The sequence below is a fragment of the Neolewinella aurantiaca genome (assembly GCF_008014675.1).
GTDB lineage: Bacteria > Bacteroidota > Bacteroidia > Chitinophagales > Saprospiraceae > Neolewinella > Neolewinella aurantiaca.
Genome location: NZ_VOXD01000015.1, coordinates 26,096 through 41,621 on the forward strand (window position 1 = coordinate 26,096; position 15,526 = coordinate 41,621).

Genomic DNA, 15,526 nt, shown 5'->3' on the forward strand with positions numbered 1-15,526 from the left:
TACGTAGTTGCTAGAGAGGGTAGGGCGTTCTCAAGGCAAAATGTGTATACTTCCTATTAGCGCTTCGGCGATTTTCACCATTAAAACGCAGAGCGTTTTCTTTTGGATAGCCCCTCTCCGCTGAGCCTAAGGCGAAGCGTGTCGGAGAGGGGTTGGGGTGAGGTTACCACGGAAAGAATTGGCTTCAGATTACACACCCCGGCTCCGAGCCCCACGCCCACGAAGAACTCATCGCCGAGCTCGGCGCCGTCTACCTTTGCCAGCACGCCGGCATCCTGAATGCTCCCCCTTTGGGGGTTGGGGGGCTAGAGAACGCCGCAGCTTACATCGACTCCTATTTGGGCTGCCTCAAAAACGACAAGCGGTTCCTCTTCCAGGCTTCCAGCCAGGCGCAGAAGGCAGTTAACTTTTTGTTGGAGGCGCCTTCGTAGTTTGGAGGCAAGCGGGACCTAACCCTTTCTTTTGGCTAAGGGAATTCCCCGGTCAGATGTCCTCAATTACTCTAATTTATCATTACTAGTCAACTACTTTTGAGGTCCAAACATTTTGTATCTTGTCAGTAGGCCCAATGTCTCTAATTCTAAACAGGTGTGTACGCACCTGTTTAGAATCTCATTCCCTTTAAAAACCGACTTCTACTCAACTTATGCTCAAACACGTCATGATCGGCGATATCAAAGTCCGTATCGATCACGAATCGGGATTTCTCTGCGTTACCGATTTAGCGGGCATTCGTGGAGACTCTACAGACAACATCAAAAACTGGATGAAAAACACGCAGACCATCCAATTCTTTGAAGCTTGGGAAAGAGATAATTCCACCGAACCGGAAACTATCGACTTTCAATCCATTTACGATAAAAACCGGGACCAAGCCTATAGGCTTAGCGCAACCCAACTCGTAGACTTCGGCTGCCAGGGAATCTTCGTCCGCCGTGGCCGCCACGGTGGAACCTTCTGTCATATCGATTGGGCAACCCATTTCGCTAACTGGTTTGATCCTGAGTACTACGTCTACACTATACGTGCCGGCCGAGAGATGTATAATCTTCTTTACGGTATGGATCAGAACTACCTTCGTTTCTCCCGACAACTAGCTGCTAAAAACTACGGATTAGTCAATGAAGCAAACCAAAAAAGACGCTATCCACAACTTCCGCTTCCTCACACCAAAAATCACGTCCCAGGACAGGGTGACGAGATCCTCCTCCTCCGCCTTCAGCAACAAGTAGACGCTGACATCCTAAATCTCGCTCTCTGGGAAATGACTGCCCTCGACTGGCGAACCCGCTTTTCTGAACTAGCTAAAGGGAATAAAAATATGCGCGATTATGCAACTACCGAGGAACTCGAAACTATGTCCGCCCTCCAGATCGTCATGCGCGAACTCCAGGACCACCAATATAGTGCTACCGAAAAACTTCAACACCTCCGCGATCGAGCGGTAGATCTCCTGAAATTTTACTGTGATACTCCTCAGAAGGAAGATACCCTTGAACTCGCCCGCCAAAAACGTGGCTGGTAAGTGCCCGCTCCCTCAATGCTCATAGACACCCTATCCTCAGCTACTGTGCAGGTGTGGCCAGGAAGCCTTCAAACTGCGTAGTGGCCGTAAAGTTCTCTCTCCCGAAGACTGGACGGGGCTAGAGAACGCCGCAGCTTACATCGACTCCTATTTGGGCTGCCTCAAAAACGACAAGCGCTTCCTCTTCCAGGCTTCCAGCCAGGCGCAGAAGGCGGTTAACTTTTTGTTGGAGGCGCCGACGTAGTTGCTAGAGAGGGTAGGGCGTTCTCAAGGCAAAATGTGTATACTTCCTATTAGCGCTTCGGCGATTTTCACCATTAAAACGCAGAGCGTTTTCTTTTGGATAGCCCCTCTCCGCTGAGCCTAAGGCGAAGCGTGTCGGAGAGGGGTTGGGGTGAGGTTACCACGGAAAGAATTGGCTTCAGATTACACACCCCGGCTCCGAGCCCCACGCCCACGAAGAACTCATCGCCGAGCTCGGCGCCGTCTACCTTTGCCAGCACGCCGGCATCCTGAATGCTCCCCCTTTGGGGGTTGGGGGGCTAGAGAACGCCGCAGCTTACATCGACTCCTATTTGGGCTGCCTCAAAAACGACAAGCGCTTCCTCTTCCAGGCTTCCAGCCAAGCACAGAAGGCGGTTAACTTTTTGTTGGAGGCTCCGACGTAGTTGACTTGGTTCTAAATGGGGTTGTACGACCCCATTTAGAACATCAACTCTCTAATCTGATCTTCTGTACTTTGTATCTTCGTTTTAAGTTTTATTGAATCAGAACTGATACAATCAGAACTTACCCATTCTAAACCTGTCGAATTCGACAGGTTTAGAATGGGGCTTCAAACTTTCGTATCCATGGCTAAATCATCATCTTTAATCGTCAAGGGCAACAACGTCCGACACGATACCAAAACAGATTACATCTGTATCACCGATTTGGCACGCTTAAAAGATGAGGAACCCGCAGGCTTAGTAGCCAATTGGCTTCGCTCAGCTGATACTGTAGACTTCATCTACGAGTGGGAATCGATCTACAATCCTAATTTTAATCATGTCGAATTCGACATGATTAGAAATCAAGCCGGGCGAAATGCCTTCCGACTGTCTACTAAGAACCTTACTGACGTTGGCTGTATAGGGATATACGCTAAAGCTGGTCGCTAGGGTGGAACCTATGCCGCTATTCAATGGGCGATCCACTTCGCCAACTGGATGGACCCCGCCTTTTATCTGGCGACCCTTGATTCTTACATCAACCTGCAAAGAGAAGTTTACGGAGAAGACGCCACCCGCCTCCGCTTCTCCCGCGAGCTCGCCGCCAAGAACTACAAGATGATAACCCAGGCTAACAGCGAACGGCACATCCCAAAACTTCCTGACCCGGGTACCCGCGACATAATTTACGGCGACTCCAGAGGCCCCGTCCGCCGTCACCTCAAACAAGTAGACGCTGACATCCTCAACCTGGCCATCTGGCAAATGACCGCCAAACAATGGCGCGCAAAATTTCAGCCCGACGATAAGCGAGCCAATATGCGCGACTTCGCTACCGCCGAAGAACTCAACACCATGGCCTCTCTCCAGGTCATCCTCCGCCACCTTCAGGAAGACCAGTACACCCGCGAAGAGATGCTCGACCGGCTAACCGTCAAAGCCAGAGAGTTCGTCAAATTTTACTGCGACACGCCGGAAAAGCTGGAGCGGTTGAAGAGGGCACGGAAAACACGTGGCTGGTAATCAATTGCAATTTCAGCAGTTTAAAGCGGTCACATCTGACAGCTTTAAACTGCTGAAGGAAACTAACTAAAAGCGCGGCCCACCCCAAAAGGCAAGCCGCGCGAAAACTTAATAGATAAGCACACAAGATAGTAAATTTCAAACTATTTGCGGCAAAAACCGAAGGCGCCGTTTATAACACTCCCTTTCAACGCTTACCTCCACTTCTTTGGCTGGCTACCGGGGTAGCCCACCAAAGAAGTCGGGTGCCTCATTCACACCGTGAACAAACCCAGCCGCACACTGACTCGGTAAAGCAAGTGCGCTGGGAGTGTGGCAAAGCAGCCAGTAGGACCTGAAGGCTTCTAAGCTGGTCAAACCTCAAAAAATGCTCATCAGCTAAGCGCAGCAGGCAAACATTTTGTCTACACAAAGTGTATAAATAATTAACACTTGTGCTATCTTTCTTACTTGGAAATTCCGTACTTTTGATGATCGAAGAACATCAGTGTTATCTAACTTTTTTAGCACGTTACCCTCACAATAAGTAGGTTTATCTTCTCTAAAAAATAAGGAGCAACTGTAAGTGCACTGCATTCGCTCCGCCAATTTTAACACCCACATGTCTAAAGAAAAAAACGGAACCCCAAGAAAGAAGCTCTCCAAGCCCATCAAAGACCCACGGATAGCTGTCAATATGCGGTTGCCCAGTAAAATCTTGGAACTACTTCGCTACGAAGCCATCGAATCCGATCGCAGCGCCACTAGTATTGTTGTCGAACTGCTACGAAAACGATACGAGGATGACTTATAAAATGAGATCCTAAAAAAGGGAGCGACTGAACTCAGTCGCTCCCTTTTTAGTGACTCAACTAGCATTTCTATCAACGAATACCTTTGCTGGGCTCTACGTTCTACCTAAGCCCGAGCAGTTTACAATGATTAACACCAGCCAGCGCAGTGTTCCTGACAAAGTCGAAAACCACGCAATCCAGGAGAAACAAAGCTTGGTATCGTCTATTCAGACATAAATCGTGGGAGGAATATCAACAATGTGAAGTGAGATAGATCCATTTGCATACTTTGTATATACTTTTAATGTATTTTGTGCTTATATTGTCCACGTGAAAAATGAACAGCTAATCCAGCTAATTCAACTTCCTCCCAAATTGTTTCGCTCTGTGGTGCAAGACGCCCTCATGGCCAAAGAACCAATTCCTACCCTTATCATCATCGGCTTCCATGACAAAGTCATCCGCTATTACCGTCCGGTTGATTCCTTACCACTTGCTGCCGATTAAGAAGTTTTACTCCAACGACCGATTTTCTACACCACTCGACCTACACTCATATGCGTAATCTTTTATTTCTAGACATTGAGACCTCCGGTCTTAACACTGGAAAAGACCGAATCGTACAGCTAAGTACACGCTTGGTATCTTTAACAGAGCCTCAAGACTATAACCAGCTTATCCGCTCCCGTAAGCTGGTCGTTCCTGCCGTAAATGCAAGCATCTATGGAGTCATCAATCAAGCTGCCGTAACAAAAGAAATAGCAATCGCTCAGGCCATCATTGAATTGACCCCATATATCCGGCAAGCCGATATCATCGTCGGTCATAACATTGCTCAGACTATCGCTATCCTTCTCGCCGCAGCCCGGCGCAATAATCATCAGGCCATCATCAAGATGCTCACCCATCCGCATTTCGGCTTCGACCTGGGAAACCGCGCCGCCATCTGCACTCAGCAACTCGCCGGCGACTACCTCCGTTTCCTCGGCCAATCTCCTTCCAGTTCCGATACCGAGTTGGCTGTCATCTACCACAGAATCTTTGGTGAAGACATCCCCCACAATCATGATATCCCTGCCAGAGCCCTCGCCTCTCAGCGTGTTTACGACTTCTTGAGCACCTTCAAGCAGAAGCACGAAAACGAGTTCCTGGCGGATATCGTCTTCTTCTAAATCTAGACGGGATAAGGCCCTGCGACTTAAACCAGATCGTAGCTCCTTACCCCAACGGGGTCCAAAGCCCCTAACACGGAGTCCGGACCAGGTCTCACGGCGGTAATCGATACCCAACGACAATCTTACGCTCACCTCTCCCCATGGACGCTCTATACCTAGCCCTCGTAACCTCCGGCCCCGATCCCATCCACGACCGGATCACCCAGATCGCCGCCCGTCTCCGCCGCGACAATTTCACCTTCGTCGACCTAAACCAGCGGGTAGGGGAGGACAATTTCAACGGCATCTTATCCCAATTCAACCACCTCCTGAAAGAGTGCGAAGTACTCATCGGCCACAACCTCCACCATCAGCTCGACTTCCTCATCGCCGCCTGCGTTCGCTCCGGCAACACCGCCCGCTTCATTCAACTGCGGCGCTGCAAGATCCTTTGCACCAAAACCTTGGCCTCCCATTATCATGAATCTGAGGGTAAGAAAGCCAGCACTACCTTGCACGCTCTTCTTGATGAACTCGCCAGCATCCCATTATCTGTTGATCCTGACGCTCAATCACAGGTAGTTGCCACCGAAATCGTCCATCAGCTAATTTTTCACCGCCTCCAGGAATCCCCCAATTTTACGCGTTTGGGTAGAGATCTCGTCCAGATTAGAGCGTGTCTAAAAATTTGAGTCAAGCTTTTTCTGAATTGACGATAGAACCATCTGAATGTTAGCCATCAAAATGAACGAAGCCGAATTTTCTATTGTCTGTTCCAAATCTTTGGTGATTCTGCGGTAGAAATTCATCCAGGCGAAGCTTCTTTCGACTACCCACCGTTTGGCTTCCACTACAAACCCCTTCGAACCTTCCGGTCTTGATGGACACTCAAAAACAACCGTGTCAAGTTGATTCATCAGGTCGGCAAACTGACCACGATAAGCATTATCCCCAAGAACCTTTGCCGCTCTTGGCATCTGAGTCCTAAAGTCAGGATAAACAAGGTCACGACCTGCTATGCCATCATGGATATTGGCAGCATGAACATTTACTCTCCATGTCCGTCCTAGTGTGTCGGTTAAGATACTTCGTTTGCGACCGTTCACCCATTTCCCACCATCAATGCCGCGATGTGTTCCGATCATGGGAGTTAGCCTAACACTTTGAGCATCAACCAAAAGTAGACTAGGAGAATCCTCTCTATCATGGACAACCTTACGTTCTAGCCGATTGAGTCCATCATTGAGTGTCTCAATAGTCCCGTTTTTAGACCACTTGTTAAAGTGGTAGAATACGCTTCGGTAGGGAGGAAATTGATCCGGCAGGTTACGCCATTGAGTACCGGTACGCACCAGCCACAGAATGGCGTTAAGTACATCTCGGAGTTGATGTTTGTGTGTATATCAAATTGCAGGTTTACGCCACTTGGATAATTTTTTCTACCATCTCCCATGCTCCGCTACATCGGTAGCAGCGCAGATTAGCCATAGCTCTAGCCCCTTCTTCGGACCATTTTTGCCCCGACAGCTTCATCCGTTGTTGGATGACGCTGCGGTGAGCCGCCTCAATGGGCCCCGACCCAATTAACAACCCCTTATCGCGGTACGTTTTATACTGCATACGATCTTCGTGTTCAAGATAATATCGAATGAGATCGGCTTTGGCTTCCTTGGCTTCCGGGCTACGCGCACGACAGGACTGAATGGTTTGCAGGACGCCTTCTACCTCATTGTTACGTAAACGTTGTAGTTGTTTTTCGATCCACTCCAGCCTTATTTTTTCCTCTCGCCATTGGCTACGAGCAAACTCAACAAGCTTTTCTTTAGCGTGAAAAAAATCGAGGATCTGTACCGCTCCTGGATAATTGTCTTCTGCCCAATTCCATATCCATTTCGCTCCGTCACCAACAATCACTTTATGTGGGTAATGAACTAAGTGTCGTTCCAGTTTCGGGAAAAACTCATTTACACTACCAAGATGGTTGACATAGATTGAGCTACGGGCATGACGCCTGCTTTCACTAAGCTGGACAACGTTTTCGTCCGTAAAAATGCGAGCTAACTTAAGCTCTCGCCACTGGTTAGGACGCGTGAAAAGCATCGCTCCGTCTACCATAACATAGACCTTATCTTTTGATGACTCCGGCGATAAGCGGGGAATGATCGCTTCGCAATCCGCTTTGATGAGCGGGTCGAGTAAGCTTCCGTAGTGTGTGCAAAGTCGCTTAATCTGCATACCCCCAATCGTAATACCTCCAATTTCTTGGAGTAGTTCACTCGCTTGATCATACACCTCGGCTTGTCCCACTAGACAACACAGCCGACGTAAACGTTCGCTGATTGCAAACGAGGCCGTTCCACGGCATAGAACGTGAGACTTGGGTAGATCGAATTTCCCAAGGCTGGTCAGGACTTTTTTTTAGCGTTACGGTCTTTGGGGAGTTTACCCAGTCCTCCTGAAATTAACCCTGCAGCAAACTTTCGAGCAATTTCCAAGACCTTTTCTTCGTACTCAATCGAGGTGGGAATCTTTTCATGAGTGGCGAAGAATTGATTTACTTCCTCTCGCATCGATTCTAATAGTTCATCGGTCAGAGGGTGTGAGTTGTCTACGGGCATCAGCAGGTTGGAATTTCAGCCCAAGTTACTAAACCTGCAATTTGATATACAATGGTCCGCTACGATTTCAGGCTGTCCTGGCTCCAAACACCTTAAGCTCCTTGATCACTGCTTGCATTTTGGGCGTGTGTGGGTCTATCCCACACTTGCGAAAAATGTGTAGAGCTAGTCTTTCGTTACGGTAAGCCGTTGTAATGTCAGACATTGAAAAAGCCACTCGATGACTTGCTGGCTGGTCCAGATAGTGGGCAATTTTGGCCAGATTTACCGTCGTCAATGCCATATTGGTGTGGAAATGGATCTTCTCTTTGCTTCGCCCTTGTCCTTGTTCCAGGCCAACAAACTGCTTGCCGTCACGAAAAAGAAACTCTTGTTGAAAACGGTATGCGTACTTACGCATAATTTCAGCGGCGGTCAATGAAGTATCCGTCGATAGATAAGTGCGGATTTCTTTTATTTGTCCTTCGTTATCTAATTCTTGAATTATAACGGCCTTGACCTCTAGCTTAACCGACTTTTGGTTGACTACTCCTTGCCAAACGCATCGCTCTGGCGTTTCCAAGTCATCTACCCTAGAAAACACGGCCGTATCAAGCTGAGCTAAATCCACTTTTCCGTCCCATTTGCGTTTTCTCACACCTGGTTTTGGTTGATGATAATAGCGTAAACTGATGTCTTTACGGGCCCGAGTGATTACGTGGAAGCCAGCTGCCACGACACGGCCCATAAAAGGATTACGGCTAAAGAAAGCATCGGCCACGATGTATTTACTGACTTTAAGTAACTCTTCGGCTCGTTCTTCAATGATGCGTGCATAGTAAGCTAACTCACTTTCACCTTCTTCCCTATCTATCGTTTGTACTGCTTCAAGATGATAAGCCGTTTTATCAGTCATATCAATGGCGGCCAAGCCTGTAATTTCAATACCGGGCTTACGCCTTCCTGCTTTGCCAGAGTGAAAGCGACCAACACCAGCAGTATGCTTGCCAGCCTTGGGGATGTAGGAAGGGTCGACGCCGATGATGAGTTCGTCGCTTGCCTGTTCTTTTACAAGTATGAGGTTGAAGGCCAACCAATCAAAAGGTTTATCAAAGTGCTTTCGATAAGTATATTCAATGAAATCACCTTGTCGGCCAAGGTTCACAAAATTGTGGCGACCTAGTAAAGCAGGCCACAGACCAAATAAATGTAGCAGAAAACGGGTCCGCCATGCACCAGTTATGGATAGCTTTTGCAATATTTGAGACGCGAGAATTTCGATTTTCGTAGAGCAAGTCATTCTTGAAGGTGTGAGAATCTACAAGGTAGGGCTTGCTCTTTTTATTTGGTGCGACAAAATCGTAGCGGACCATTGATATACACACTTGATGTTTTGTCTTGCGGTTGATTGGTAGATAATCTTTAACTTCGTTCCACTGGCTGTCAGTCAACCGAGTCCACTGCTTGGTCATATTTTGTTGTGTTTAGCGACTTACAAAATACGACTGGCAGCCTTTATATCGAAATTTTTATAATTTTAGACACGCTCTAATTGATCGTCTTAATAGGGATGAAGATATTCCCTTAGACTTCAAGTACAAATTGTTTCCCACCGCGCAGAAAGAATACGAATTAGTTTATGCGGGAAAGATGAGAAGAGAGGATATACTAGCGGGGGAAGATGGTGTTTCTCCTGTGCCTCTCCAAATTGACAAAGCCTACGATGGTGAAAGAAATCTTTTTGTAGATGGATGGAGGAACATAATTGCCTTCGGTGACTTTCAGCGTCCAAACCTGAAAGATTTGGCCTTTCATTTCAGGCTCGCGCTGTGTCGCAAAAATCTTATCAATTAACCAATAAGCTCCGCACTCTTCGGCTACATACTTTACACCGTCCGTATAAGTGTAATCGGGGAATAGTGGGTTCTTCTACCACGTCGATGTTCCCCCCATAAACTGCTTAAGGTCTAACTTTTTATCTTCCATTTTTCTCTCCTTAGTAAGTGGGTTCCACGCAACGCCTGTCGCGCGTGAACCCTTGCCCTGTGGCGAACATGGGTGTTCTGTGTCAACCGAAGGGGGATCACCCGCCCTGCACGAAGCAAAGCGTAGGAAGGGTGGGGAAGCGGTTGATCTCAGTGAGGGCAAAGCCCTTAGTTTCTAAATATCTCATAGTTTTGCCGTTACGGGGATTCCCGTAACGGCAGCTGCTCTTGGCTTATGGGTAGGAGTGGGGCGATAGCAAACCACTAGGTTCGAGTGAGTAACGAGCCACGGATGGCCAGACCCGTTAGGGAAAGCCCCTTATCTTGGTTTTACAAAAACAAACACTATGCCAGCCTCTAGAATGACACGATGTATTACGTGTGGAACGACTATCAGCATCAAAGCTTCAAGCTGTCCTAAATGTGGTGATCCAAATCCAGGACGGTTGACCACCTCTCAATCTTTCTCTTTGTTTATGACCCTATTTCTACTTGTGGGTATCATATGCTTTTTCCTCTATGCTTCAGGTGCGTTTGAGTGGCTTGCACAAATACTTGAGTGATTAACGATCAACCTGACGGCAACTCTCTTATAACAGATTCTGCCCAATCCAAGAGGGGATGAACACCTTCTCTTTTAATCGTTTCCGTTAAGATCAAATCAGATACTTTCGCCCTTACGAGCTTAGAAATCGACTTCTTAGCTCCCCCGCCAACTTTAGTATCAAGCTCTTCGATAACATCAGCCAAATCCTGTCCCGTATGGGCGACCAAAACATTGGTGTCAGCAAATTTAAAATCTAAGTAGTCCGTAATCGCTTTTAGAAGCTCAGCAGGGGTGAGGTCTTTGTTCTCTTCACTATCGGTCTGGCCTTCCTCGTAAGATATTCCTTTAGCTGTTAGCTTGGCAAACACACCCTCTTTTGTACTTTCATAAGTGATAAGGCCTCTATCCTTCAGCTCTTGAGCAATCAACTGCTCATCATCAGCGATCAGCCTGTAACCTGATAAGCGAATGAGGTATCCTAAAGAGCAATTATCCGGCTCTTCTCGGTTGAGTTGGAAGATGCGGATAGCAGCCGCGACCTTCCCTTTAAAGCTCGTATTCAAACGCTCTCGCAGTGCTTTGATAATTGCGAGGTACTTACTTTGAAGACCATAATCAAAATCATCAAAGTAGGTTTCGTTGTCGATGACCAACTCTTCCAGCTCCGCCAAAAATGTCAAAGGATCATCCCGCAAATCCATCTGGTAGCGGATAAATCAAGCTGCTTGGAAGGGCGAATTTTTCGCTTATCGGCCATCATTTCTGCCAGCTCATTGTAGTAGCAGTGGTAGCACAAGTTTGTCCCATTAACAAAATCTTCAGGAGCGTGATTGCCTTTGCTACAATCCTTCTTGAGATAAATGTCAAAGTCTGATCGGTTTTCGAGTGGATCGGACTTGAAGACCTCTTGAGTAAATCTTGTATCGCTAGAAAAGTGGAACCGTTTCATAGTATCAAAGATACGAATTGTTTGAGCGAACAGTTTAAATTAAACGTATCAAACAAAGGCTAAATATCAAGATTACTATAGGTGAAAGTGGGGCAGGAACTGCAAACCTATAGGTTTGAACAAACAGCGAGCCACAGATGGTCAGACCCGATAGAGAAAGCTCACATCTTAAATCTTATTTTGAGCAACTAAACTCTTTTAAACCTTATATCTATAGCTGAATTCTGCTCCCTATGTGCTGAGCGCATGAAACTGAATCATGCTGATTTTGATGTCCGCGTCATCGCCTAAAAGCTAAAGATCGGCGATGGCCAGGACGTTGTGTGTGAAGGCTGCTCGATGGTAGCGATCTTGAAAGAAGGTGACGGCACCAAAGCAGGAAAGGTCTACATTGGTTACTACATCCGTGGCGAAACTATATGGCGCGATTTCGTACTTGATCTAGTTTAGACAAAGACTCTTAGCTTAAAAACTAAACTAACTTAACATAAGCTTTATTATGGGCTGCGAAAAATTGCCCTTAAATAGCTCTACATTCATGTTTATCAATTAGATGTCCGCCGCCTTAATTCTCACGTATCACTTTTCCAGAATCAAGTTTCTTACCCTGATCCCAGTAACTGTAGTAATAGATTCCCGCTGAGAGATTACTCAAGTTGAAACTTGCTTGTCGGTATAATACTTGCTGAGAAAAAACCTCCCGCCCAGCAGCGTCATAAAGTTTAAAGCGGCCATTGAGTGGCATATAATCTCCCGAGTCGAGTACTAGAACATCCTGTACAGGGTTGGGAAAAGTAGTAAATATCAGTGTGCTTTGATCTTCGACCCCTACCGGTCCTAGTTCAATGGTCCGACAATGGGTATCACTCCCCAAATCATTACTCACAGTCAGGCAGACTTCATAAATACCTGTACTTATGTACGAATGAATAGGGTATCTATCGTTGCTACTCCCTCCGTCTCCAAAAGTCCAAGACCAATTCATTGGCTCATAAAAACTTAAATCTTGGAAGGAAAAGCTTAAAGTGTCTTCGGGGCTTCTATCGATACGGTAATAGGCTATGGGAAGGTTGTCGATGCCGAGGGTATCGCTCGGACTTCCATCTATTGGGCCAAGGCGATAATTGGGGTGGTTGGCAAGGGTGGAGATATTGTAGTTAGGCAAGTGGATTGAATGTTGCCGAACATCACAGGCCAACCCTTTTTCATCAGGAGATTCAATAACATGAAGCTTTGTTAGACTTGTCGGACTATTTAAATATATTTTACCGTCGGGGGCCAGTTCAGCGAGATAAAAACGACTGCTAAAGGAGTTCCATTCCTGAAATCCATCATAGATGGCTACAGTATCTTTAGTATTGAAAATATTTCCAGCCCACAGGTCATACTGAAAGACATGGTTGTAATGAGAAACATACAGATACTGAGAGGAGGGAGAAACGGCTATTCCCCCCGCACGAGCATCTGAACCAACATTAGTATGTCTATGGTTCGATAGTTGACCTGTACCACGATCAAAATCAAAAATATCTAAGTAATCATCCGCTCCTATTCTAACGTTATTGTAACGGATATAGTGGTTTCCATCTGGAGAAAACTTGGCTTGCCCTAATCCACTCTGCATATCGTAAGCTACCGCCATTGTATCCGTTAGAGTTACTCCATCTGGATTTAACAAAGCGGAATAAACAAATGGCTCATTCGCAACAGTTGCTAATACCCACCAATCCCGTCCATTGGCATGACGACAAGCCGTGAGTTCCCCTGTGGACAGAGCATCAGGAAGAATATTTTCTATTTGTTCAAAAATGCCTATTGTTCCCCTAGTATTGATAAAGGAGGAAGAGAGGTTTTGACCTAATTGTGGAAACCCGTTGGTGTAAGTCATTTGGACATAATGAACCAAGTCAAATGAATCAAAAGGTAAATAAACAAAGGTTTGAGGGAGTATTTGTTCCGAGTCTCCATTCTGTTCAAGTAGACCATTAACAATCAACTGGTCTTGTGCATTCCTAATCTCTCGATTGTTAGAATACATCAATAAGTTGCCTTCCGAGTCTGAAAGCGTATTTCCATCTTGAAAGAAAAGATCAATTTCCTGATTGTTTACTATTCGTAATTCTGCATCAAAGAAGCTTAAAATAGAAACCCCAAACGAGTCGTTCGCTGCACTTTGATCTCCTCCAGCATAGCCCAACATCCAATGATTATCATAAAACTGGGCTGAAAGGCTAGTACCAAGAGTTAGTAACAGGAGAAAACTGAAGCTCTTTATCATTTGTATATTGCATGTGGGGCTAGCCTAGTGATAGACTAGCCCCGAATTGATTTATTGTATAATAACTCCCCCACCTACAGCGTTTTTAAACACTGCTCGGGTGTTGCCAAGGTGATCTTGCAGAACATATTGATAGCTCCAACTACCGTTGCTATACGCAGCACGGCCCTGTGGATGGTAAAGAGACTCAAAACTACCATTATTTAACTCCAGGCCCGCCAGATAATCCTTACGGTTACCCTGCAAATCGATTTGAGCTAATTTACGTCCCGCCCCATCATAGATCACCTCGAACACTTGGCCACTTTTAGTGATTTGCCGGGGGAGATTAAAGATATTGTAGCTAATCAGAGACACCTGCTTGTTCGCCTGTGCTTTTACATTGCCTCGGCTATAGTCAAGATCGTAGACACACCATACTTCGTCAAAGCTACCGTCATCCCGATACTGTAGTGCACAGTCCACAAGACTTTTACCGGCGCAGCCCAAATCATGAGCAGTCACCGCTATCCGTTCATTGCTGAAAGCCAGAAAGTAGTCCGCCTCCGTCTGACCTTCACATAAAATCAGAAAGGTCCGTTTACTTCTTACCACCACCGCTACCCGCGAACGCTGCCTGGATTTCAACCAGGGCTTATTGCCCCGCATATCTGTTACCTTGATCCGATTCTTCCTACCTGCCATTCCTAAAGCGCGTTGACGGTAGGAACCCCACCATATTTACCACTCAAATAGTCCTTTTCATACGCTGCTCCGTCACGTACACCTCTGACGTCAGCTAAGGAGTACACCAAAGAGGCACCGTCCCTGTCTTTTTCAACGAAACTGATCTGGTCTCGCCGCATCAGTAAAGAAGACAGCAAGTTAGTATCGTGCGTAGCCACAATCAGCTGTGCGTTGTTCGGGTTGTTATCCAAACTATTGAACATCCTGATGATCGCCTGCGACAATTTCGTATGCATCCGCGCCTCAAACTCGTCAATGATCAGACAGTCTCCTCGTTCCAAAGCCTTAATGATGCTCCCCGCTATCTGAATTAGCTTTATCGTCCCTTTCGACAGATGTGCTTCAATCGGAAAACCAAAGCTGTTACCCTCAGGGAGATTTTTAGGCCGCACGAAAAGATTGAGCTTTCTATCCTTAATCACATCTCCCATCAGCGTAACCCTGTCGTTTGACGATAAGCCAGCGCCTTGCCTGCCTCTCGCGGAGCGCAACTCACCAAACTCAATATCCGCCCGCCTTAAAAGATCTCTTATCTTTTGACCTTCCTCATCATCAAGCAGCTGGCGAATTGTCTCGTCATCCAGCTCCGTAGCTAACGCACCATTGATAATCCGCATCCGGGAGATCGTATTGTACACCGGCTTTACTTCATCGTTCTTAAAGTGACCTAGTACCGAAAGCAATAAGGACTTCTCGGAAACAAATTTACTTTCATCGTCAAAGGCTGCGAGTAGCTTTCTCACTGACTTCAAATGCGTGGCACTCACTCTTATCCCATCCTCATCCCGAACGAAGTAAGGAACCTCCTTCTTCCCTGGAGTTCCAAATAGCCATTCGTTCACAATCTCTCCCTCAGGGGAAACCATGAAACCATAACGGTACAACGTCCTCTCTGCCAGTAACCGCAGCTCAAAAAAACTAGGCGCTTTACTAGTCAACGGGTCAGTAGCAAAAGGTTCCGCAAGCGGCAATATGATGCTTTCCGGGTTCCACGTCAAGGTCACCGCAAAGTTGAAAAAAGAAATCGCCATCAATAGATTGCTCTTACCCGAAGCATTTGCCCCGTAAATTACCTTCGACTTCAATACATCGTGTCGCTCCCCCACCCTGGCCACGTTAGAGGCCAGACCCGGATGACCAGCTTGCAGCGGCCGAGCCTCAAGGTCCAGGACTTGGAGGTCACGCAACGATCTGAAATTTTCAACGCTAAAAGAGAGTATCATAAATTGATATTTGCTTGCATCTATACAAATATAGAA

The 15,526-nt window shown here is 46.6% G+C and carries 15 protein-coding genes and 2 pseudogenes; 8 read left to right on the forward strand and 9 right to left on the reverse strand.

Translation table 11 applies throughout. The features are described from left to right. Nucleotides 1-188 precede the first annotated feature (188 nt). The 8 genes from FUA23_RS23095 to FUA23_RS10980 all read left to right on the forward strand — a co-directional run bounded on the left by FUA23_RS23095 (nucleotide 189) and on the right by FUA23_RS10980 (nucleotide 5,877). Nucleotides 189-431 carry a zincin-like metallopeptidase domain-containing protein gene (locus tag FUA23_RS23095; RefSeq protein WP_187270985.1) on the forward strand — a complete coding sequence of 81 codons (243 nt, stop codon included), beginning with the start codon at nucleotides 189-191 and terminating at the stop codon, nucleotides 429-431. Between the two features lie 215 nt (nucleotides 432-646). Then, nucleotides 647-1,525, forward strand: coding sequence for a KilA-N domain-containing protein (locus tag FUA23_RS10955; protein ID WP_147930787.1), 879 nt, complete (start codon nucleotides 647-649; stop codon nucleotides 1,523-1,525). 425 nt (nucleotides 1,526-1,950) lie between these two features. Beyond that, nucleotides 1,951-2,193, forward strand: coding sequence for a zincin-like metallopeptidase domain-containing protein (locus FUA23_RS23100; protein WP_187270986.1), 243 nt, complete (start codon nucleotides 1,951-1,953; stop codon nucleotides 2,191-2,193). Between the two features lie 183 nt (nucleotides 2,194-2,376). After that, a complete protein-coding gene (locus FUA23_RS10960; protein ID WP_187270975.1) occupies nucleotides 2,377-2,685 on the forward strand; it encodes a KilA-N domain-containing protein in 309 nt (102 codons plus the stop codon). A gap of 48 nt (nucleotides 2,686-2,733) precedes the next feature. Then, nucleotides 2,734-3,258 (forward strand): hypothetical protein, encoded by a 525-nt coding sequence (locus FUA23_RS10965; protein ID WP_147930789.1) that lies wholly within the window; start codon nucleotides 2,734-2,736, stop codon nucleotides 3,256-3,258. 601 nt (nucleotides 3,259-3,859) lie between these two features. Beyond that, the gene (locus tag FUA23_RS10970; protein WP_147930790.1) at nucleotides 3,860-4,051 is read left to right on the forward strand and encodes a hypothetical protein; all 192 of its coding nucleotides are present in this window, start codon (nucleotides 3,860-3,862) and stop codon (nucleotides 4,049-4,051) included. Nucleotides 4,052-4,669: 618 nt separating this feature from the next. Further along, on the forward strand, nucleotides 4,670-5,203 hold the full coding sequence (locus FUA23_RS10975) for a 3'-5' exonuclease family protein (RefSeq protein WP_187270976.1): 534 nt from the start codon (nucleotides 4,670-4,672) through the stop codon (nucleotides 5,201-5,203). A 143-nt stretch (nucleotides 5,204-5,346) separates the two neighbouring features. Continuing rightward, entirely contained in the window at nucleotides 5,347-5,877 is a 531-nt protein-coding gene (locus FUA23_RS10980; protein ID WP_147930792.1) for a 3'-5' exonuclease family protein, read from the forward strand. Here the strand turns inward: FUA23_RS10980 and FUA23_RS10985 are convergent. From FUA23_RS10985 to FUA23_RS11020, 9 genes and pseudogenes are all read right to left on the reverse strand, one after another. Continuing rightward, nucleotides 5,866-6,570 (reverse strand): annotated as a pseudogene (locus tag FUA23_RS10985) (IS5 family transposase); the annotation flags it as partial. The gene FUA23_RS10980 and the pseudogene FUA23_RS10985 overlap by 12 nt on opposite strands. A gap of 31 nt (nucleotides 6,571-6,601) precedes the next feature. Beyond that, nucleotides 6,602-7,420: a UPF0236 family transposase-like protein gene (locus FUA23_RS10990; protein WP_147930794.1), complete on the reverse strand. Its 819-nt coding sequence runs from the start codon at nucleotides 7,418-7,420 to the stop codon at nucleotides 6,602-6,604. 170 nt (nucleotides 7,421-7,590) lie between these two features. Next, nucleotides 7,591-7,803, reverse strand: a complete 213-nt coding sequence (locus tag FUA23_RS10995) for a hypothetical protein (protein WP_147930795.1) — start codon at nucleotides 7,801-7,803, stop codon at nucleotides 7,591-7,593. Nucleotides 7,804-7,870: 67 nt separating this feature from the next. Further along, a complete protein-coding gene (locus FUA23_RS11000; protein ID WP_187270977.1) occupies nucleotides 7,871-9,040 on the reverse strand; it encodes a transposase in 1,170 nt (389 codons plus the stop codon). 410 nt (nucleotides 9,041-9,450) lie between these two features. Continuing rightward, nucleotides 9,451-9,693 (reverse strand): annotated as a pseudogene (locus FUA23_RS23105) (DUF6876 family protein); the annotation flags it as partial. Nucleotides 9,694-10,337: 644 nt separating this feature from the next. Next, nucleotides 10,338-11,015, reverse strand: coding sequence for a hypothetical protein (locus FUA23_RS11005; protein ID WP_147930797.1), 678 nt, complete (start codon nucleotides 11,013-11,015; stop codon nucleotides 10,338-10,340). Between the two features lie 813 nt (nucleotides 11,016-11,828). Beyond that, nucleotides 11,829-13,541 (reverse strand): PKD domain-containing protein, encoded by a 1,713-nt coding sequence (locus tag FUA23_RS11010; protein ID WP_147930798.1) that lies wholly within the window; start codon nucleotides 13,539-13,541, stop codon nucleotides 11,829-11,831. Between the two features lie 51 nt (nucleotides 13,542-13,592). Beyond that, nucleotides 13,593-14,168, reverse strand: a complete 576-nt coding sequence (locus FUA23_RS11015) for an RloB family protein (RefSeq protein WP_187270978.1) — start codon at nucleotides 14,166-14,168, stop codon at nucleotides 13,593-13,595. 59 nt (nucleotides 14,169-14,227) lie between these two features. After that, nucleotides 14,228-15,490, reverse strand: coding sequence for an AAA family ATPase (locus tag FUA23_RS11020; RefSeq protein WP_147930800.1), 1,263 nt, complete (start codon nucleotides 15,488-15,490; stop codon nucleotides 14,228-14,230). Between the last annotated feature and the right edge of the window lie 36 nt (nucleotides 15,491-15,526).